At 41.4% G+C, this 19,689-nt stretch carries 19 protein-coding genes; 13 read left to right on the top strand and 6 right to left on the bottom strand.

Annotated elements, in window-relative coordinates; translation table 11 throughout:
* Positions 1-16: 16 nt before the first annotated feature.
* The 13 genes from LEPBI_RS17415 to LEPBI_RS17350 all read left to right on the top strand — a co-directional run bounded on the left by LEPBI_RS17415 (position 17) and on the right by LEPBI_RS17350 (position 16,755).
* On the top strand, positions 17-1,228 hold the full coding sequence (locus tag LEPBI_RS17415) for a hypothetical protein (RefSeq protein ID WP_012476544.1): 1,212 nt from the start codon (positions 17-19) through the stop codon (positions 1,226-1,228).
* 193 nt (positions 1,229-1,421) lie between these two features.
* The gene (gltB, locus tag LEPBI_RS17410) at positions 1,422-5,999 is read left to right on the top strand and encodes a glutamate synthase large subunit (RefSeq protein ID WP_012476543.1); all 4,578 of its coding nucleotides are present in this window, start codon (positions 1,422-1,424) and stop codon (positions 5,997-5,999) included.
* Positions 5,992-7,434 carry a glutamate synthase subunit beta gene (locus tag LEPBI_RS17405; protein WP_012476542.1) on the top strand — a complete coding sequence of 481 codons (1,443 nt, stop codon included), beginning with the start codon at positions 5,992-5,994 and terminating at the stop codon, positions 7,432-7,434. Before gltB ends, LEPBI_RS17405 begins: the two co-directional genes overlap by 8 nt.
* Before the next feature lie 213 nt (positions 7,435-7,647).
* Positions 7,648-8,616, top strand: a complete 969-nt coding sequence (locus LEPBI_RS17395) for an LA_0442/LA_0875 N-terminal domain-containing protein (protein WP_012476541.1) — start codon at positions 7,648-7,650, stop codon at positions 8,614-8,616.
* Positions 8,617-8,804: 188 nt separating this feature from the next.
* Complete coding sequence (gene ccoN, locus LEPBI_RS17390; RefSeq protein WP_012476540.1) at positions 8,805-10,235, top strand: cytochrome-c oxidase, cbb3-type subunit I; 1,431 nt, start codon at positions 8,805-8,807, stop codon at positions 10,233-10,235.
* Positions 10,235-10,930: a cytochrome-c oxidase, cbb3-type subunit II gene (gene ccoO / locus LEPBI_RS17385; protein WP_012476539.1), complete on the top strand. Its 696-nt coding sequence runs from the start codon at positions 10,235-10,237 to the stop codon at positions 10,928-10,930. The genes ccoN and ccoO overlap by 1 nt, the downstream gene beginning before the upstream one ends.
* Positions 10,931-10,934: 4 nt before the next feature.
* Positions 10,935-11,084, top strand: a complete 150-nt coding sequence (locus tag LEPBI_RS17380) for a hypothetical protein (protein WP_012476538.1) — start codon at positions 10,935-10,937, stop codon at positions 11,082-11,084.
* 5 nt (positions 11,085-11,089) lie between these two features.
* Positions 11,090-11,620 (top strand): c-type cytochrome, encoded by a 531-nt coding sequence (locus LEPBI_RS17375; protein ID WP_012476537.1) that lies wholly within the window; start codon positions 11,090-11,092, stop codon positions 11,618-11,620.
* Between the two features lie 2 nt (positions 11,621-11,622).
* Positions 11,623-12,942 carry a cytochrome c oxidase accessory protein CcoG gene (gene ccoG / locus LEPBI_RS17370; protein WP_012476536.1) on the top strand — a complete coding sequence of 440 codons (1,320 nt, stop codon included), beginning with the start codon at positions 11,623-11,625 and terminating at the stop codon, positions 12,940-12,942.
* Between the two features lies 1 nt (position 12,943).
* Positions 12,944-13,432, top strand: a complete 489-nt coding sequence (locus tag LEPBI_RS17365) for a FixH family protein (RefSeq protein WP_012476535.1) — start codon at positions 12,944-12,946, stop codon at positions 13,430-13,432.
* On the top strand, positions 13,429-15,891 hold the full coding sequence (locus LEPBI_RS17360; protein WP_012476534.1) for a heavy metal translocating P-type ATPase: 2,463 nt from the start codon (positions 13,429-13,431) through the stop codon (positions 15,889-15,891). Before LEPBI_RS17365 ends, LEPBI_RS17360 begins: the two co-directional genes overlap by 4 nt.
* A complete protein-coding gene (locus LEPBI_RS17355) occupies positions 15,873-16,088 on the top strand; it encodes a cbb3-type cytochrome oxidase assembly protein (protein WP_012476821.1) in 216 nt (71 codons plus the stop codon). Before LEPBI_RS17360 ends, LEPBI_RS17355 begins: the two co-directional genes overlap by 19 nt.
* Complete coding sequence (locus LEPBI_RS17350; protein WP_012476820.1) at positions 16,063-16,755, top strand: sulfite exporter TauE/SafE family protein; 693 nt, start codon at positions 16,063-16,065, stop codon at positions 16,753-16,755. Before LEPBI_RS17355 ends, LEPBI_RS17350 begins: the two co-directional genes overlap by 26 nt.
* Positions 16,756-16,772: 17 nt before the next feature.
* On the opposite strand, the gene LEPBI_RS17345 is transcribed toward LEPBI_RS17350, so the two are convergent.
* From LEPBI_RS17345 to LEPBI_RS17320, 6 genes are all read right to left on the bottom strand, one after another.
* On the bottom strand, positions 16,773-17,099 hold the full coding sequence (locus tag LEPBI_RS17345; RefSeq protein WP_226992970.1) for a hypothetical protein: 327 nt from the start codon (positions 17,097-17,099) through the stop codon (positions 16,773-16,775).
* A gap of 105 nt (positions 17,100-17,204) precedes the next feature.
* Positions 17,205-17,468: a hypothetical protein gene (locus LEPBI_RS17340; RefSeq protein ID WP_012476819.1), complete on the bottom strand. Its 264-nt coding sequence runs from the start codon at positions 17,466-17,468 to the stop codon at positions 17,205-17,207.
* Positions 17,449-17,973, bottom strand: coding sequence for an RNA polymerase sigma factor (locus tag LEPBI_RS17335; protein WP_012476529.1), 525 nt, complete (start codon positions 17,971-17,973; stop codon positions 17,449-17,451). Before LEPBI_RS17335 ends, LEPBI_RS17340 begins: the two co-directional genes overlap by 20 nt.
* A gap of 3 nt (positions 17,974-17,976) precedes the next feature.
* Positions 17,977-18,429, bottom strand: a complete 453-nt coding sequence (locus tag LEPBI_RS17330) for a Spy/CpxP family protein refolding chaperone (RefSeq protein WP_012476528.1) — start codon at positions 18,427-18,429, stop codon at positions 17,977-17,979.
* Positions 18,430-18,527: 98 nt separating this feature from the next.
* Positions 18,528-18,908: a TIGR04452 family lipoprotein gene (locus tag LEPBI_RS17325; protein WP_012476818.1), complete on the bottom strand. Its 381-nt coding sequence runs from the start codon at positions 18,906-18,908 to the stop codon at positions 18,528-18,530.
* Between the two features lie 91 nt (positions 18,909-18,999).
* Entirely contained in the window at positions 19,000-19,680 is a 681-nt protein-coding gene (locus LEPBI_RS17320; RefSeq protein WP_012476526.1) for an SH3 domain-containing protein, read from the bottom strand.
* Between the last annotated feature and the right edge of the window lie 9 nt (positions 19,681-19,689).

Genomic DNA, 19,689 nt, shown 5'->3' with positions numbered 1-19,689 from the left:
AGATTTTTTTTACGCTGTGGAAACAACTTTTTTATCTGATGTGGTTTTGGTGAAAGCCGTTACCTTTAATTTATACCTTTTCCTTTTTGGAATTGTGTTTTGGATTGTTTTTGCCTTCTCAGGGATTTGGATTTGGAAACGAACCCAGATTGGCAAAATGGGGTTTCTATTTACCTTGGTTACCTTTCTTCCATTTAGTTATCTATGTTACCAGTCATATGGAGAAAAAGATGAATTTGTTTACCAACTTAAAATCGATAAACCAAGTGGCCAAATTTCTTTTGGGGATTCAAACGAACCCGATATTAGTTTTCCCATTGCAGAATTTATTTCCTATCAAATCAAATCGGAATCTGAATCCAAAAAAGATGGAACGAGGTATACCGATACAATTTATTTGCACCATAATTCCAGTTTGTTACTTCCCGTCGCAAAAGTTTCCGTGAAACGATACAAGGATTCTAAGGATGAATTCAGTCGGTATGCGACACTCTCTCGTGAAATGAAAAAATGGTTTCGAGTGTTACCCCTCCCAGTTGAAACTGAAACCGGAAAACCATTCAAAGGCCTTCTCGTGAAACATGAGTTCTCCGATCATACAAACAAGGGAACAGTTACGAAACCAGATAGGTACAATACGATTTCCAACTTAAAAAAAGAAAGTTTGCCGACAAACGTAACGACTGCGCTTACGTTCCCAATCGCATGGAAACATAAAATCCTGAGTGCAAATTGGTATTTTTTAGTTTCACTCCTTGCGATCGGCCACCTCGGCGCATTTATCTTTGTTTTCAACTTTCGAGAAGGCCATCAAAAGAATATGTATTGGGGAATCCTCATCCTCTTCCTAGGGTATCTTTCATTTGGTTCCCAGTATTATTTTTGGATTTTGCCCAAATCGAACACTCATTATTCGATTGCATCATTTGAAAATGGTTACAGGTTTCATTCCATCCGAAATGGGATACAAAACCTAGAGGGGGAATGGATTCCAAACTCTGAAAAAATCATTTATTTGGAATTGCCAAATAAGACCCTTCACTTCCAAACCAAACTCGCTTACGAAAAGTCGATGGCCCTCCTTGATTCCCTGGAAAACCCATCCGAAGGCTTCGGTGATGCCTTGCAACATGCAAAACAAGCCTACGATGCCTCCGATTGGGTGCGCTGGGATTTAAGCGATCTTCCTATGGAAGTTGCAGTTCGCTTCTTTCTTGTACTGCGCTAGTTTTTAGACTGTATCCATCTATGCTTATATCTTAGACGTAAATTACAGTATATAAGCATTTTGTATCCACCATATACATTCTTTTGACTTTCATTTTGCCTAAAAATAAATCATTTTGCTGAAAACAAAATAATTGGACAGCACACCCGTTTTCTAAAACAAGGTACAGTAATTGCTTTAGTGTAGGGTACGTATGTCAAAATCTAACCAACCACCCATCCTTCCGCCGCTCGGCCCACAGGCCCAAGGTATGTATGATCCTGCCATGGACAAAGACTCCTGTGGTGTTGGTTTTATCGCAAATTTTAAGGGCAAACGTTCCCGTGACATCGTAGACAAAGGGATCCGCCTGATGTGTAACCTCGAACATAGAGGGGCCGAAGGAGCCGATCCAAAAACGGGAGATGGTGCGGGGATTATGATCAATCTCCCCGATGCTTTTTTCCGAAAAAATCTAACCTTCACCTTACCAAAAGAAGGTGATTATGCCGTTGGATTTTTATTTTTACCACAAAATGCAGAAGTAAGAGCTGCGATTGAAAACGTAATCGAAAAAATCATCATTGATGAAGGAGAAGAATTCCTTGGATTCCGTGATGTGCCAGTGAACAAAGAGTATGCGGGCGTTGTGGCTTCCAAAACCATCCCTGTCTTCAAACAAGTGTTCATCGGAAAAAAATCGAAAAAAATCAAAACCTCTGATGATTTTGAAAGAAAACTTTTCCTTATCGGACGACTCATCGACAGACGAATCCGTGCGGAACTGAAACTCGATCGTTCCCAGTATTATGTACCTAGTTTTTCTTCCCGTACCATCGTTTACAAAGGGATGTTACTTGGAGACCAAGTGAAAAAGTTCTATGAAGACCTCAAGTCACCTGACTTCACTTCAGCGTTTTGTCTCACTCATACAAGGTTTTCCACAAACACCTTCCCTACTTGGGACTTGGCTCACCCTTACCGCCAAATCGCTCATAATGGTGAGATCAATACTTTACGTGGGAATATGAACTGGATGGCGGCTCGCCAGATGGTCATGCAATCACCGTTATATGGTGATGAACTGAGAAGGATGCTTCCGATTGTGATGGAAGGCCAATCAGATACGGCAACATTTGATACAGTTCTCGAACTACTTGTGATGGGGGGAAGGTCATTACCACACGCGGTGATGATGATGATCCCAGAAGCTTGGTCCAAAAACAAAGCAATGGACGCCGACAGACGTGCGTTCTACGAATACCACGCAACCTTTATGGAACCATGGGATGGTCCTGCTGCCATTGCCTTTACTGATGGAAGGATCATTGGTGCCACTCTTGACCGTAATGGATTAAGACCTGCTCGTTACATTGTCACAAAAGATGATGAAGTGATCATGTCTTCCGAAGCGGGGGTTTTAAACCTTCCACCAGAAGAAGTGCTTGTACAAGACAGACTTCGCCCAGGAAGGATGCTTCTCATCGATATGGAAAAAGGCCAAATCCTAGATGATGAAGAAATCAAAAAACAAATCTCAACCCAAAAGCCATACCGCAAATGGGTAGAAGACAATATGATCCGATTGGGGTCGCTCCCTGATCCTGAAAACGTCAAACAACCGCAACACGAAACTATTTTAGAACGACAAAGAGCGTTTGGATACACACACGAAGATGTATTCACTCTCATCAAACCAATGGGAGTTTCGGGAGAAGAACCGGTTGGTTCCATGGGTGTGGACTCCTCCCTTGCAGTACTTAGCGAAAAACCACAACCCCTCTTCCGTTATTTCAAACAAAACTTTGCACAGGTGACAAACCCACCGATTGATCCAATCCGTGAAGAACTTGTGATGGAACTCACGACTTACATTGGGCCAGAAGGGAACCTTCTTTCTGAAGAACCAGAACATGCCCATAGGCTTGAATTGGAACACCCGATCCTCACCAATGAAGATTTTGAAAAGATCAAACAAATCAGTGAAGGACATTTCAAAGCAAAAACCTTTGAAATCTTATTTGATCCATCCAAAAAACATGATATGCGTAACTCGCTCGACAGAGTGTGTGCCGATGCGGCAAAAGCCATCCGAGAACAAGGGGTCAACCTCATCATCCTAACCGACCATGCTGTGGGTGAAAAAAAGGCTGCCATTCCTTCGTTACTTGCTGTGGCGGGACTCCATCATTACCTCATCCGTGAAGGACTTCGCACAAAAGCAGGGATTGTTTTGGAATCTGGGGAACCGAGAGAAGTGGCCCACTTTGCCTTGTTATGCGGATATGGTGCCAATGCCATTAACCCTTACTTAGCGTTCGAAACCATAGCAGACTTATCCCTCCAAGGATTATTGCCAGAAGTTCCAGACTACAAAGAAGCCAAAAAGAAATACATCAAATCCATTGGGAAAGGACTTTTTAAAGTATTTTCGAAAATGGGAATCTCCACATTACAATCGTACTGCGGTGCTCAAATTTTTGAAGCAGTGGGTCTTGATTCTGAACTCGTGAATACATACTTTGCGGGAACACAATCCAGAATCGAAGGATTGTCCCTTGAGATGTTGGAAGAAGAAACTGTTCGTCGCCACAAAGCGGCTTACGATCCAACTTTTTTCCCAAATAACTTGGAACCAGGTGGAGTGCATTACTACCGTAAAAATGGGGATAGCCATCTTTACACTCCCATCACTGTTCATAAATTACAAAAAGCAACCCAAGAGAACGACTACAAAACCTTCAAAGAGTTTTCGGCCCTCATCGACAACCAAAACGAAAGAGCGATCACACTCCGAAGTTTGTTCCAGTTGGACTATGATGGTTCCAAAGCGATTCCAATTGAAGAAGTGGAATCGGTAAAATCCATCCTCAAACGTTTCCAAACAGGAGCGATGAGCCATGGTTCCATTTCTTGGGAAGCACACACGACACTTGCGATTGCCATGAACCGAATTGGTGCCAAATCCAATACGGGAGAAGGTGGCGAGGATCCAGTTCGATTCAAAACCCTTCCCAATGGCGATAGCATGCGATCGGCGATCAAACAAGTTGCTTCGGCAAGGTTTGGGGTCACCATGGAATACCTCACCAATGCCGATGACATCCAAATCAAAATGGCACAGGGCGCAAAACCAGGAGAAGGTGGACAATTACCAGGCCACAAGGTAGACAAATACATTGGATGGTTACGTTACTCCACACCAGGTGTGACTCTTATCTCCCCTCCTCCTCACCATGACATTTATTCAATCGAAGATTTAAAACAGCTCATCTTCGATTTAAAAAACTCAAACCCAAGAGCTCGGATCTCAGTCAAACTCGTTTCGGAATCCGGAGTGGGAACAGTGGCAGTAGGTGTGGCCAAAGCACATGCGGATCATATCCTCATTGCAGGTCACGAAGGGGGAACAGGAGCAAGTCCGATTTCTTCCATCCACCATGCAGGAACTCCTTGGGAACTAGGACTTTCCGAAACCCACCAAACACTGGTTGCAAACGGCTTACGTGATCGTGTGTACCTTGCAGTGGATGGAAAACTCCTCACTGGAAAAGATGTGGTTGTCGGAGCCCTACTTGGTGCCGAAGAATTTGGATTTTCCACATCGGCACTTGTGTCAGTGGGTTGTATCATGATGCGGAAATGCCATCTGAATACTTGCCCAGTGGGTGTTGCCACCCAAGATGAATTCTTAAGAAGTAAGTTCACAGGAAAACCTGAGCACGTTGTGAACTTTATGACCTTTGTCGCAGAAGAAGTGCGTGAGATCATGGCAAAACTTGGTTTCAGGACATTTGAAGAAATGATTGGCCAAGTGGAAAAAATCAAATTCAAACGACCGCACCACCATTGGAAGGCTCGTGGGCTTGATTTTAGTAAGGTGCTCCATAGGCCAAACCCTGTTTTCCCAACAGGGCTCTATCGTGCCAAAGAACAAAACCACCACTTGGATGAACAGATTGATAACGAACTGATTCGCAAATCCCTTGCGGCGATTGACCACAAACAACCTGTAAAAATCCAAACTACCATTGTGAACCTAAACCGATCTGTCGGGACAATGCTTAGCCACGAAGTCACTAAAAAATATGGTGTGGATGGACTCGCTGAAGACACCATCGACATCGAATTCACAGGGACCGCAGGACAGTCGTTTGGTGCCTTTGTTACCAAAGGGATGACACTACGCCTAGTGGGTGAAGGAAACGATTATGTAGGAAAAGGACTTTGTGGTGGAAAACTTATCTTCCAAACTCCAAAGTCAGCTCCTTACAAAGCAGAAGAAAATATCGTGATCGGTAACACTTGTTTTATCGGTGCCACTGGCGGACATGCCTATGTGAATGGAATGGCGGGAGAACGTTTCTGTGTGAGAAACTCAGGCGCTCATGTCATTGTGGAAGGAACAGGTGACCATGGTTGTGAATACATGACCGGGGGACGAGTGATCATCCTTGGTGAGATTGGTCGTAACTTTGCTGCGGGTATGTCTGGTGGGATTGCCTACCTTTGGGATCCAAAGAAAAACAAAGAATCTCTCATCAACAAAGAGATGGTCGACTTAGATCCGTTAACTGATGCAGCAGAAATTGCAGAAATCAAAAAAATGGTGGAAGACCATAAAAAATATACAGGTTCCAAACGTGCAGAAGAAGTTCTAAACCAATGGGATGAAGTCGTAAAACAAATGATCAAGGTGATTCCGAGAGATTATAAAAAAGCCCTAGAAAAAATGGCTTCTGAAAATGGATCGGGAAAACAAAATAAAGAGGGGGTAACAGCTCGTGGGTAAACCAACAGGATTTTTAGAATTTAAAAAAGAATACCTTCAAAAGATTGAACCGAAGGAAAGGGTCAAAAACTACAAAGAGTTTGAAAAACCTTTCCCTGAGGCTGTTGCCAAAGACCAAGGGGCTCGTTGTATGGACTGCGGGATTCCGTTTTGCCATGGCGATACTGGTTGCCCTGTCGACAACCTCATCCCAGAATTCAATGACTTTGTCTACCGAGGTCGATGGAAAGAGGCTTGGGAAAATTTATCCAAAACGAATAACTTCCCCGAGTTTACAGGAAGGTTATGCCCTGCTCCTTGTGAGTCCGCTTGTACCCTTGGGATCATTGAACCACCTGTATCCATTAAATCCATTGAACGAACCATCATTGACCGTGCTTGGGAAGAAGGATGGGTCATCCCACAAACACCTGCTTCCAAATCAGGGAAAAAAGTGGCTGTTGTCGGATCAGGACCTGCAGGTCTTGCCGCAGGACAGCAGTTAGCTCGTGCAGGTCACACGGTTACTATCTTTGAAAAAAATGATCGAATCGGTGGCCTACTCCGTTACGGAATCCCTGATTTTAAAATGGAAAAAAGACATATCGACCGCCGTATGAAACAAATGGAAGCGGAAGGTGTGACCTTTAAAACCAATGTCAATGTGGGCGTTGATATCACCGCCAAACAACTTTTAGCTGATTTTGATGCAGTGGTTCTTGCCTGTGGATCGGAAGTTCCAAGAGACTTACCAGTAGAAGGCCGTAACCACAAAGGTGTCCATTTTGCGATGGAGTTCTTAACTAAGAACAACAAACACGTGGCAGGTGATGCGATTGAAATCATCAATGCAAAAGACAAACATGTTATCGTGATTGGTGGTGGAGATACGGGATCAGATTGTGTGGGAACTTCCAATAGACACGGCGCCAAATCCGTCACTCAAATTGAACTTTTTCCTGAACCTCCAAAAGACCGCGACAAGTCCACTCCTTGGCCTTTGTATCCTAAGATGCTTCGCACTTCCACCTCCCATGAAGAAGGTGTGAGTCGCAAATGGGCCGTTTCCACAATGGGATTTAAGTCCAATGACAAAGGCGAAGTCACTGCGATTTATGGTTCCGAAGTGAAAGAAGAAAATGGAAAGTTCATCCCTGTTCCTGGGACCGAATTTGAATGGCCTGCTGATCTTGTCTTTTTAGCGATGGGATTTGTGAACCCTGTCAAAGAGGGATTACTTGCTGACCTACAAAAAGAAGGTTTAGAGCTGGATGGTCGTGGGAATGTGAAAGCCGAATTTGGAACAAAAGCAGGATCATTTGCGACCACCGTTCCCAAAGTCTATGCTTGTGGTGACGTCAGACGAGGACAATCCCTCATTGTTTGGGCGATTTCGGAAGGACGTAAATGCGCCGACCAAGTGCACCAATTCCTCACATCGGAAGTAGAAGCGTAAACCTGAGCTCGATCTACTAAGACCCACATTTGGAACAAACTTTCTCGTAACAGGGATAATTTGTTTCCAACTGTGGACTTTGTTTCAGTTTGTCTTTGGCAAAAAAATTCTTGCCTAACTTCCAAATTGTTAAAATCATTGGAGAGACCAATTGAAACGTAGCAAGTAACACTATAAAAATTGTTAGATAATATTCCAACATTTGAGACTCCCTTGAAACTAACTGAAAAACAAATCATAAAAATCGCAACTCTTTTGGTAGTCCTGACAACCAACCTATCTGCAGAGAACATCCTTCTAAAAAAAGGTGGAACTCTCAAAGGGAAAGTCGTAGAACAAGACCAATACAAACTGAAAATCAGAAAAGAAGACGGAACCACAGTGGTTCTTAGCAAAACAGAAATTTTAAAGGTTGTTTATAAAGACCACCTAACTGCTGCAGAAGAAGATAAACTCAGAAAAGCAGAAGAAGATAAAGAACGAATCAAACGAGAAAAAGAAGAGGCCGCAAGACTTAAAAAAGAGCAAGAAGAAGCTGCTCGTTTGGAAAAAGAAAACGCGAAAAACAACGCAGCCCTTGAAGCAGAAGCAAAACGAAAAGCAGAAGAAGATGCAAAACTTGCGGAAGCAGAAAGAAAGAATTTAACACGTAATGGAGCAACATGGCGTTCGGCCGTTCTCCCTGGATGGGGCCAATGGAAACAAGGCAGAAAGGTCCAAGCGATTGTATATCCATCCATCATTGCCATTGGACTCTTTTTTACCTATGACAAACACCGCATGTATTTGAATGCGAAACGAGATTATAACGAATTAGAAAATCCTTATACAACCAATGGTCTCATTCGAGCCGCGTTTACACCACCGCAAGCAGCACTTTCCCCTGCAGGAGCAGTTGTCGCAAGTCAATTTGGCCCATTCAAAGGACAACGTGAATCTGTTGAAAGACATTACAGAGAAATGCAATACATTGGAATTGCCACCTTACTTGTGTATGCTTGGAATATTTTTGATGCCTATTACTTCCACCCCACCGGTTCTGGTTTGAGTATCGATGATACAAGAAAGGAAAAGTTTTTCCTTCATTCTAGCGTAGAACGAGTTGGGTATCACCCGACAGCCATTTCTGGCGATCGAGGTATTGAACATCGTACACAATTAGGGTACGAAGTTACCTTCTAACCACGATTAAACTGAAGATCCTTCCGAAATAAATTAGAACAATTCTAATTCTCAAATCCACTCTTGACAAAAATCAAGAGTGGAACATCGCACCACTTTCCTGTTTTTCTTTCTTTTCTTCGTCTTCTTTGTATAAAGGAATAAGTTCTCTATATAAATAGAACTGATATAGATTAAGGAGAGAAACATTGGCTACGGAAAAAACTCAATATGACGATTTTATCGTAAAAGGGTTTATCATTTCAGCGTTAGTCTGGGGCGTTGCTTCGATGACATTTGGTGTCATCATTGCCTTCCAACTTGTGTACCCACAGCTGAATATGGAATTACCTTGGACGAGCTTCGGAAGACTACGACCACTGCATACGAATGCTGCCATTTTTGGATTTGCATTAAGCGTGATCTTCGCCACTGCTTATCATACAGTACAAAGACTTTGTCGCACAAGAATGTGGAACGACACTCTTTCCAAACTGCATTTGGCATTATACAACCTATCGATTGTTTTAGCTGCGATTACCTTACCACTTGGTTACAGCCAATCCAAAGAATATGCTGAATTAGAATGGCCGATCGACTTACTCATTGTTGTATGGTATGTTATCTTTTTTGCAAACTACCTCATGACGGTTCTCAAACGAAAAGAAGAACAAATGTATGTTGCCATTTGGTTTTACATTGCTTCCTTCGTAACAGTTCCCCTACTCTTCATTGTGAATAACATTGTGATCCCTGCAGGTTTCTTAAAATCGTACTCGGTTTATGCGGGAGTTTTCGATGCCAATATCCAATGGTGGTATGGACACAATGCGGTTGCGTTCGTTTTGACCACTCCATTTTTGGGACTGATGTACTATTACCTCCCAAAACACATCAAACAACCAATTTACTCACATAGACTTTCCATCATCCACTTCTGGTCTCTCATCTTTATTTATATCTGGGCAGGCCCTCACCACTTATTGTATTCACCAATCCCTGAGTGGTTACAAACTACTGGAATGGTATTTTCCATCATGTTATGGATGCCATCATGGGGAGGTATGTTGAATGGATTTTTAACTCTCACCCAAGCAAAAGACAAAATCAAAGTGGATGCAACCCTCAAAATGATGTTAGCTGCCGTAACTTTTTATGGTATGTCCACATTTGAAGGACCACTGCTTTCCATCCGTGCTGTATCGGCTCTTGGCCACAATACTGACTGGATCATTGGTCACGTTCACTCAGGTACTCTTGGTTGGGTTGGGTTTATGTCAGCGGCTGCCTTGTATTACTTAGTCCCTAGACTTTGGAATGCAAACCTCTACAGTGAAAAATTGGCAAATGCCCATTTTTGGCTAGGAACACTTGGGATCCTACTCTACATCATTTCGATGTGGGTATCCGGGATCACCGAAGGATCGATGTGGCGAGCCGTTGGAGAAAACGGGGAACTCGTTTACAAAGACTGGGTTGAAATCGTTGAGTTTTTAAAACCATTCCGTTTGTTCAGAGCGATTGGGGGAACACTCTACTTAACTGGGATTATCCTTATGGTGTATAACTTTATCAAAACCATGCAAAACAAAGACAGTGGTTTTGTAGAACAAGACTTACGAATAGGAGTGAAATCATAATGTTAGGTTTTAACAAATTCTTAGATTGGTTTTCCGAAATTGCTGACCGTTGGGATACAAAAGGAGTTAAGTTTACTGTCTACACAACCATCGCAGTTGTGATTGGTGGACTCTTCGAACTCATCCCACCGTTTTTTTTGACGAAAACAGTCACTCCCATTTCCACAGTGAGACCATATTCCGCATTGGAACTGGCAGGTCGTGATACCTACCAAAAAGAAGGATGTATCGGTTGCCACACACAAATGGTTCGCCCTTTCAAATGGGAAGTGGATCGTTTTGATCCAACAAAGTCTTATGGACGAAACGGGTATTCCAAAGGGGGAGAGTATGTGTATGATCACCCTTTCCTTTGGGGTTCCAAACGAACTGGTCCAGACTTAGCCCACGAATCACAAATGTTACGCTCTGATGAGTGGCATAAAAACCACCTCATCAACCCAAGAACAGTGGGTGGTGTACCTAACTCGATTATGCCAGCCTATCCTTGGTTATTCGAAGAATCTCATAAAGTGGATGTAGAACAAGTCGTAGCAAACATGAAAGCATTACGATCTATCGGAGTTCCTTACTCTGATGAGGATCTGGCAAATGCACCGTCTCTCTTAAAAGATAAAACAGAGGGAGATGCACTCGTTGCCTACTTACAAAAACTGGGACGAGATTCTGCTGAGTTACAAAAAGGAATGAAGTAAAGCCATGAATGATGCAGACCTTCTTCTCATCTACAAAAGTTTGCGATTGCCGATCCTTGTGATCGCAATTGCTTACATCACCTACTACGTTTATAAAAAACGTACGAAAGACGAAATGGAAAAACCCAAGTATCGAATGCTTGAGGAGGATTAATACGAATGAAAGAACCAAAAGAAGTAGACGGAATCTTCCAAGCCGACAATCCCATGCCACCATGGTGGAAATTGGTGTGGCTTATCAGTATCATTGTATCTATCGGTTACGTTGTATACTTTCACTGGTATTCGGAATGGCCACAAGAAGTAGCGTTTGAAAAGGAAGTAGCGGAACACGAAGCACAATTCCCAGCCAAACAACCAATTGTTGCCAATACCGAAGATGGATCTAACCCTTACCGAGATGACGCAGTTGCCATTAAAGAAGGCGAAGGAACTTACAAACAAATTTGTTCTGCTTGCCACGGCCCTACTGCCGAAGGTGCAGTGGGTCCTAGTTTAGTGGATAAGGATTGGATTCATGGGAACACGGATAAAGAAGTGTTTCATAATATCATGAAAGGAATTGGACCTGAAAGACAAAAACTCAACCGAGGTGGGATGCCCGCTTGGGAAGGGTTAGGTGCTGAGAAAGTATATGCTGTCATGGCATGGCTTGCAACAAAGAACAGTACACTTGTAAAGGCAAAATAAAGATGATCATTTCAAGACCACAATCAGGGAAAGTAAGGACACGTAGAAATTTTGTGATGAGTTTTCTCGTGGGACTATTTTTAGCCGCACCTTGGGTGGTGTTACCGGAAGGTAGCCCCCTCATCCGACTGGACATTCCGAAAAGAATGTTTCACCTGTTTGGTGGTCTTTTTATCCCACAAGAAGGACTCATCTTATGGTTTTTCCTTCTGACAATGGGTCTCTCTCTTTTCTTTTTCACCTCCGTCATCGGCCGTGTTTGGTGCGGATGGGGGTGCCCTCAAACCATTTATACCGACTTATTCGATCGGATTGGTCGGTTTGTTTTGGATTCGAAATATGGAAAAAAAGACGCATCCATCATTGGAAAATACACCGTATACTTTTTATGGATTGTAGTTTCTTTTATTGCATCATTCCATTGGATCGCTTATTTTATCAGCCCCTATGAAATGTTAGCTGATTATATAAACTTATCCGCTTTTTCCACAACTTACTTTTATTTTACCTTATTTTTTACGGCAGCGATGTTTATCGACATCGGTTTTATTAGAGAACAATTCTGTCGTTATGCTTGTCCTTATGCAAGATTCCAAACTCTCCTTATGGATGAACATTCTTGGAATGTGACCTATGACTTCAAACGAGGGGAACCTCGCCGCGATGGAAAAACCAAAATTGGAGACTGTATCGCCTGTAACATGTGTGTGGTGGTTTGTCCCACAGGCATTGACATTCGTGACGGTTTACAAGTGGGCTGTGTTGCTTGTGGGAAATGTGTGGATGCTTGCACATCCATCATGGCAAAAGAAAACAAAAAAACTTTGATTGGATATTTTTCACTCAAACAAATTGAAACTGGTGACAAAATCAAATGGATTCGTCCAAGGACTGTGATTTATGCGATATTACTCACTGTGGTGCTCATAGGTGCGACCATCCAACTCATCACAAGAAGCCCGATGTCGATGATTGCAGCTTCGAATAAATCCATGCCACCAATTCTCATTCCGGACAACAAAATTCGAGCCTTTGTTGCTCTCCGCATCCAAAACATCGCACCTGTCGAAAAAGAATTCCAACTGTCTGCGTTTGATACAAGGCATGGAAAAGAAATCCTCATTCGTTCTGGGGAAGAGAACAACCAATTCAAACTGGGTTCTGGAGAAATCAAAAGTTTCTCTGTTGTTTTAGAAACTCAAAGTCTCACAGAACAAGAATTAAACGAAGGATACTTACCAGGTTCCATTGTTTTAAAAAATACAGAAGATCCCGATGAAACACTAGAGAAAAAATTATCACTTTCTCTACCAAGGAAATAATATGTTCAAAGACCTTCACCCAAGCCTTCGAAATGCAATGTATGTTGTTTTATTCAGTTTTTTTGCCCTTGTTGCGGCAACATTCTATACCATCCGACTCACCTTCCAACATTTTGAACCTGTCATGGACAAAAACTATTATGAGATTGGTTTGAATTATGAAAAGGCGATTCAAAACCAAAAAGAACTTTTGAATGAAGGGTATAAACTCACCACAAATTGGGACAATACCACTCTCCTCCCCCTTGGAGAATTGGATTTAAAAGTTTCCTTATACCAAAATGAAAAGTTGGCCAAGGCAGACTCTATGTATATTATCTTGGAACGGAATGCAACTACCAAAAGCACAAAAAAATACGACTTAAAGCCATCTAACGATAGTTTCACTGGGAAAGTCCCTTTGAAAGAAACAGGCACTTGGAATCTACGCATCATTTCCAATATTAATGGAAAATTGTTTGAAAGGGAAGGAAAGATAACAGTTCGATGAACAAAACCAATTCCCAGAGCACAACAACTGAATGTGACCATTGTGGGAATCCTATCCAATTGATTCGGATTGAATCAAAACTGGGAGACGAACCAAAGGTATTTTGTTGTGAAGGTTGTGAAACGGTTTACTCCATCATTCACTCTTTAGGTGGAAGTTATTATTACAATCTAAAAGGAAATACCAAACTCAGTCCCGTTGCCATGGAAGAAACTGATGTGGATTTGGAAAATGAGCTGGTCTACCAAAAGTTTGTTCGCCCGTCTAGTGGTCATTCTGAAGTTTCTATTCAAATTACCAATATCCATTGTTCTGCATGTGTTTGGATCAATGAAAAGGTCTTAAACGAAGAAGAAGGAATCCTTTCGGCTCAGATCAACTTTGCTTCTGGTCGGGCCAGGATTCGATTTGACGAGTCCAAAATCAAAATTTCAAGGATCCTTTCCCTCATTCGTGCCATCGGATACAAACCAGTCCTATTTTCTCCGACAGAAGGGAACTTACAAAAATCCAAACAATTAAAAACTCTACTCCTTCGCATCGGTGTGGCTGGTTTTTGTTTTGGTAACATCATGATCCTGAGTGTTGCTTTGTATTCAGGGTATTTTACTGGAATTGACTTAAATCTCAAACGAATGTTCCATTATGCCTCATGGGTTTTTGCAACCCCTGCGTATTTGTATTCCGGATTCCCTTTTATGTCTGGTTTTTTAACGAGCATTAGGAGACGCACTCTTTCTATGGATTTTCTTTTGTTTTTAGGAATTTCCATGGCTTATTTTTATTCTGTTTATGTAACCTTAACCGATCGTGGGGAAGTGTATTTTGATTCGGTTGCGATGATTTATTTTTTCATTCTTGTGGGGAAATACTTTGAAGAAAAAGCAAGGGTCTTTGCTTCCGATAAATTAGAATCCATTCTCTGCAAACTCCCAGAGACTTCAAATCGCATAACTGAAACTGGTGATCAAACTATCCCTAGTAGCGAAATTAAGTTAGGTGACAAGATCCAAGTCGCACCTGGAAAACGAATCCCTGTGGATGCCATTCTAGTCTCAAAGGAAACCTATATAGATGAATCTTTTTTAACAGGAGAATCCGTTCCCATCCGAAAACAAAAAGGAGATTCCATTCTTGCAGGTTCTCTCACTATGGACAACCCTGCCCTCATCATTGCGAGTTCCGATTACCATGCATCCACCTTATCCTCATTAAAACTTCGTTTGGAAGAAGCCCTCCACTTAAAACCAAAAATCCAAATCGTCACAGAAAGGATTGCCTCTTACTTTATCTCTATTGTCTTCCTCTTAGCTTTTGTCTGTTTTGGTGTCTGGATGTTTCTGACATCTGGTGATTTGGAACAAAGCCTTGTCACAACCATCTCCGTCCTTATTGTTGCCTGCCCTTGCGCCTTAGGAATTTCTGTACCCACAGCCTTAGTCACAAACCATATCTTAAATGCCGAAAAAGGGGTTCTCTTAAAAAACCCTTCTGTTGTTGAGACTTTGGCAAAAGCAAATACCATCTTCCTAGACAAAACGGGAACACTCACAGAAGGAAAATTCCTTGTACGTTTGGTCACAGTTTCTGAAGACCACCTACCTTTTGTTTACCGAATCGAAAAGGAAATCAATCATCCACTCGCCAAATCTCTAGTGAAGTATCTTTCCCCATTTGATTCTGTCAAAAAACGGGCAAGTGAAATGGAACTCATCCAATTACAAAATGTTCCAGGGCAAGGTGTGAAGGCGGAAATCCAGTGGCATGGGAAAGAGTATTCCATACTTATCGGAAACCAAACACTTTTGAAACATCAAAACATTCCTTTGGAATCAATTCCTGAAACAGAAGGTTCCCTCATCCTAGTGGCCATCAATGGCAAGATGGAAGGAAGTTTTTTACTCGCCGATGAAGTAAGACCCGGTGCTTTGTCTTTTGTTTCCCTTCTCAAAGAAATGATTCCAAAGATCGCCATTCTTTCAGGGGATCGTTTCTCGGCAGTCAAGTTCATTGCCAACTCCCTTGGCATCCAACAATTTTATTCTGACCTATCCCCAGAAGAAAAAGCAAGTATCATTGAGGATTCGCAAAACAAAGGGAATGTGGTCATTATGGTGGGAGATGGGATTAATGATAGTTTGTCTTTGGCAAGAGCCAATGTTTCCATCTCTCATTCAGAAGCAGAAGATTTGTCTTTAGAAAAATCAGATGTGGTTTTAACATCTGGAAATTTAAATGGCCTTGTGCACTCATTACTTTCCGCTAAAAAAACGAAAGAAGTCATTTCACAAAATATCATCATTTCCTTTTTTTACAATTCCATCATGTTACCACTTGCTATGTTTGGGCTCATGTTGCCTGTGATCTGTGCGGTGTTTATGGCATGTTCTAGCCTAACAGTTTTACTCAATTCGTTATCAATACGAGTAAGGATCCCCAAATGGAAGCCCTCTATTTAACCATTCCCATGGCAATGTGTATTGCTGGTTTCTTTTTATATGTATTCGTATTAGCATTTCGGAAAGGCCAATTCGAAGACATCGAATCGCCAAAGTACAGAATGTTTTTTGAAGAAGAATACCCCGTGGGGCCAAATACAGAACCATCCGAGATAAAACCGGAAGTCAAAAATGATGGACCAACTAGCAAATCTTAGCTTTTTCGGATCTATTTTAGTTTATGGTTTGTTCAGTAGTTTCCACTGCGCTTTGATGTGTGGGCCTTTTGTTTCCTTACTACAAACTTCCAACCCCTCTCGTCAAGTACCCGTATTGCTCTACCATTTGGGTCGTATGCTCTCGTATACTTTTTTGGGATTGGTCTTAGGTTTGATTGGAAAAGGAGCCAATGCCTTGGGAGAACTTTCCGCCATACGAGGGTTTGCTGGTGTTTTTACGTTCTTGTTTTTACTTTTTTTTCTTTTACGTTTGTTTGTAAATCCATCAAGTGTCAAATTTGGGAGTTTACCAAAAGGAATCTCCAACCTATTACAATCCATCCGAAAAAAAACAACTCAAAATGGATTGGGTTTTGGGATAGGGATTTTTAGTGCCCTACTCCCTTGTGGGGTTTTATACCCAGCGTATGCGGCTTCATTTGCAACAGGAAGTGCACTCACTGGTGGCATCGTAATGTTTATTTTTTTTTTGGGAACAGTCCCTGCACTAACAGGCTTAAGCCTTGTTATGGGGAAAATTCGAAAGTACATCCAACCCAAGTGGATCCCAGTATTCGGAACCTTATTATTACTGACTTCTCTTGGATTTTTACTCTTTCGAATTTTTTTCCATTCTCATGGAGAGTCTTGCGACCACCTACTTTAAAAATCTAATAAACGGTATTATCCTCTGTTACGAAAGTATTTTTCTTTAAAATGGCTCACTAGGTTTGGACTAATTTTTGTTTCGAGAGTCCCTCCAATCACAGCGATCAGTTTTTTTGCCAAGACTCGGTCGTGATTGGCAAGCCATCTTCTGTATTCCATATTCAGTCCCGATTCTCCTACAAGGATGACTTCACTCGGTGAATCTAAGGTTTTTGTGATCTCAGCAAAATCCCATTTGTCAGACGCAAGTGGTTTTTCCCAAGTTTTGGATTCCATATGATCACTTTCTAACTTGATCATCTCAATTCGTTTGTTGTTTAAGTAGAGAATACAAGCGTTCATTTTCATTTGTTCCATTACTAATTATGACGAAACAAATTGAATATAGATACCTCTTTCCCTTTGGTAAGGCAGCTGAAGGGGATTGATATTTATCAACCACTAAAGTCAATCGATACTCAAACTCACAATCGATTCAGAACTAAGTTCTTCGACCAAATAACTCATGTTACTCAATAAATCATTCGGTTCGATCACCCATTGGTGGATGGAAATGGAAACAATCGCAAGCAAACTGAAACTAAGGGAAACAGCTAAATTTCGATTTCGTTTTTGGTTTTGCACTCGAGTTGTTGTACTTCGAACGATACGCGATTCAAAATCAGAATCATTCAATAGTTCTTCCCATTTTTTAGGATTCTTGGAATTCATTTTTTACTCCTGGTAGGGTTTTGCGGATCCATTCTTTGGTTCGAAACAACCTTGATTTCACTGTTCCTTGTTTGATCTTGAGTTCGTTTGATATCTCTTCCATACTTTTTCCTGACAGATACAATCTTAAGGTTTGGCGATACACTTCTGGAATTGATTGTAAGAGAGAATTTATCCAATCTTCTTTTAGGATAGAATGGTTTTCATCAGTTTGGAAAAGATCCGATTTGTTTTTTTGTAAGTAACGTTTTGCTTTTTCTTCTTCTCGCAAACGTTTTTCATTCATTCGAAGCGATTCATTTTTTGCAATGGTGTAAATCCAAGTGGAGATTTTGGATCTACCATCAAACCCACCTTTTTCAAGCGATTTGAAAACACGAAAGTACACTTCCTGTACCACATCTTCTGTGGCATCGTCAAAACGATCGATGAGGGTATCACCGATCGTTTTTAAAACCAAGTATTTGGTCTCTTTGACTACTGTTTCGAAGTCAAAACTAGTCATTGTTTATTCTTCTGGTGGTTGGTGACGAGAAGCAAATTTTTCCACAAGTTCAGCAAACTTTTCTCTTTGTTCTGGTTTGAGGACAGCATGGAACTCAACCAATTTGGTTTGGAAAAATTTTCGCATCTCTTGGTGGCGTGTTTCTCTTTCTAAACTCATTTTATCGAGTAGCTTCGTATCAATTTTTTCAGAACGAATTTGTGTCGCCATTTCTTTGGCCCAAGATTCGTGTTTTGGTTTCATTTCCTTGTGTTTGGCAATGAGTTCCGCTTTGATCGTATCTAATTTTGCTTTTTGTGAATCGTCTAAATCCAGTTTCGAAGTGAGTTTGGAGGCAACCCATTCGATCCTTTTTTCAAAGTCTTTGTGGCCACGGCAATTGCCGAAGGCAAAGGCCATCACGGAGACGAGTCCAATTGTTGTGGTGATTTTGAGAACTTGTTTGAGAGAAATCATAAAACCTTCCTAGTTTGTTTTGAGAATAAGACCCGGAAGATTTCCAAATGGTTCCCCGCCCTAAAAAAAAGAGCAGGGTGTGATTTGGTTTGAAGGGATTAAATGCTTGGGAATGGTTCTCCGACGAGATATCCGTCTGCTTTTAAATCTCGGCAAGAAATAAGGTTAGGAATTAATGCACCAAGTGCATACCCTTTGATTCCATTGATAGATTCCACACATTGGTCAATGTCAGATTTAACGTAATATTTTTCAGATTCAATTTTTGCAATGTCTGCAGCAAGAAAGGTGACAAGTGTAAGATTCCCTCTTCCGGAAAGTAAAATCCCATTAACGATATCCGCTTGGATCGCAGCATCTGTAATCCTTCCAGCAGCGACTGAACCCTTTTCGCGGTCCAAATTGGCACCAAGTGGGTTTAATACCAAACAGTTAGTGAGAGAGAATGCAAGAGCACCCAGAATCATTTTTTTTAACATAGAGAATCCTTTTACGATTGTTTGATCTACGATGCAAACTATCCTTTCGAAGATCAAGAAAAAACTAATGAGTTTGATAATTTAACAGCTATCAATCGCCCACAATGAATGTTGTTAAGTACCACTGGCCTTTCTTTTTTTCAAAAAATGCTCTGTAGTCAAGAGGACTACGAATGAATCGGTCGCAGACAAATCCAGCCTTTCCCTGTGGGGTACAAATCTTTTGCCAATTACAATTGCTTTCTTTTTCCAAACGTCTGCCATCTAAATCATCGGCTTCTGAACGCACAATTTGGTAACTGAGCTGTTGAAGAGTCTTAGAATCTTTTGAAGCATCCGCTCTCACATTTACATTTTTCCCAATCACCAAGTAATGCGTAAAAGGATCATAATCACTTGGGAAGGTTTCAAAAAAATAGGGAGCTACCATTTGGCCTTCTGCATTTTGGCGAAGTCCCAACTGGATGGTTTCCATCATTAAATTCCAAAAATCAGAATCATTTGGTTTTTCAGTGAGTTGAAAGGACTTGAGAAACTCTTTTTTCCCCGACACAGGTCCAAAGGTAAAATGGATGTCCTTATCTAAAAAAGTTTCGAGCGACTTTCGATCCTTTGTTTTTAAGGTTTTTAAAAATTTAGTTTTAAATTCCAAAAAACTTTTGTCTTTCGACGAATGGTCGATAGGTGACAAGGTTTTGGTAACAAAAGGCTCACATGGGAGTAATCCGATAGGGAAGAGGAAACAACAAAAAATAGGAATGTATTTTAGCATATATCTTGC

The sequence above is a fragment of the Leptospira biflexa serovar Patoc strain 'Patoc 1 (Paris)' genome (assembly GCF_000017685.1).
Taxonomy (GTDB): domain Bacteria; phylum Spirochaetota; class Leptospiria; order Leptospirales; family Leptospiraceae; genus Leptospira_A; species Leptospira_A biflexa.
The sequence above is the reverse complement of the archived record's forward strand: the minus strand, read 5'-3'. Positions and strand labels throughout refer to the sequence as shown.

Excerpts from the sequence above, each read along its gene's own strand:
- LEPBI_RS17320 (WP_012476526.1), bottom strand. The coding sequence starts at position 19,680 with ATGCTAAAATACATTCCTATTTTTTGTTGTTTCCTCTTCCCTATCGGA.
- LEPBI_RS17335 (WP_012476529.1), bottom strand. The coding sequence starts at position 17,973 with ATGACTAGTTTTGACTTCGAAACAGTAGTCAAAGAGACCAAATACTTG.
- LEPBI_RS17355 (WP_012476821.1), top strand. The coding sequence starts at position 15,873 with ATGGAAGCCCTCTATTTAACCATTCCCATGGCAATGTGTATTGCTGGT.
- LEPBI_RS17330 (WP_012476528.1), bottom strand. The coding sequence starts at position 18,429 with ATGATTTCTCTCAAACAAGTTCTCAAAATCACCACAACAATTGGACTC.
- ccoO (WP_012476539.1), top strand. The coding sequence starts at position 10,235 with ATGTTAGGTTTTAACAAATTCTTAGATTGGTTTTCCGAAATTGCTGAC.
- gltB (WP_012476543.1), top strand. The coding sequence starts at position 1,422 with ATGTCAAAATCTAACCAACCACCCATCCTTCCGCCGCTCGGCCCACAG.
- LEPBI_RS17360 (WP_012476534.1), top strand. The coding sequence starts at position 13,429 with ATGAACAAAACCAATTCCCAGAGCACAACAACTGAATGTGACCATTGT.
- LEPBI_RS17345 (WP_226992970.1), bottom strand. The coding sequence starts at position 17,099 with ATGAACGCTTGTATTCTCTACTTAAACAACAAACGAATTGAGATGATC.
- LEPBI_RS17325 (WP_012476818.1), bottom strand. The coding sequence starts at position 18,908 with ATGTTAAAAAAAATGATTCTGGGTGCTCTTGCATTCTCTCTCACTAAC.
- LEPBI_RS17340 (WP_012476819.1), bottom strand. The coding sequence starts at position 17,468 with ATGAATTCCAAGAATCCTAAAAAATGGGAAGAACTATTGAATGATTCT.
- LEPBI_RS17380 (WP_012476538.1), top strand. The coding sequence starts at position 10,935 with ATGAATGATGCAGACCTTCTTCTCATCTACAAAAGTTTGCGATTGCCG.
- LEPBI_RS17365 (WP_012476535.1), top strand. The coding sequence starts at position 12,944 with ATGTTCAAAGACCTTCACCCAAGCCTTCGAAATGCAATGTATGTTGTT.
- LEPBI_RS17375 (WP_012476537.1), top strand. The coding sequence starts at position 11,090 with ATGAAAGAACCAAAAGAAGTAGACGGAATCTTCCAAGCCGACAATCCC.
- LEPBI_RS17350 (WP_012476820.1), top strand. The coding sequence starts at position 16,063 with ATGATGGACCAACTAGCAAATCTTAGCTTTTTCGGATCTATTTTAGTT.
- ccoG (WP_012476536.1), top strand. The coding sequence starts at position 11,623 with ATGATCATTTCAAGACCACAATCAGGGAAAGTAAGGACACGTAGAAAT.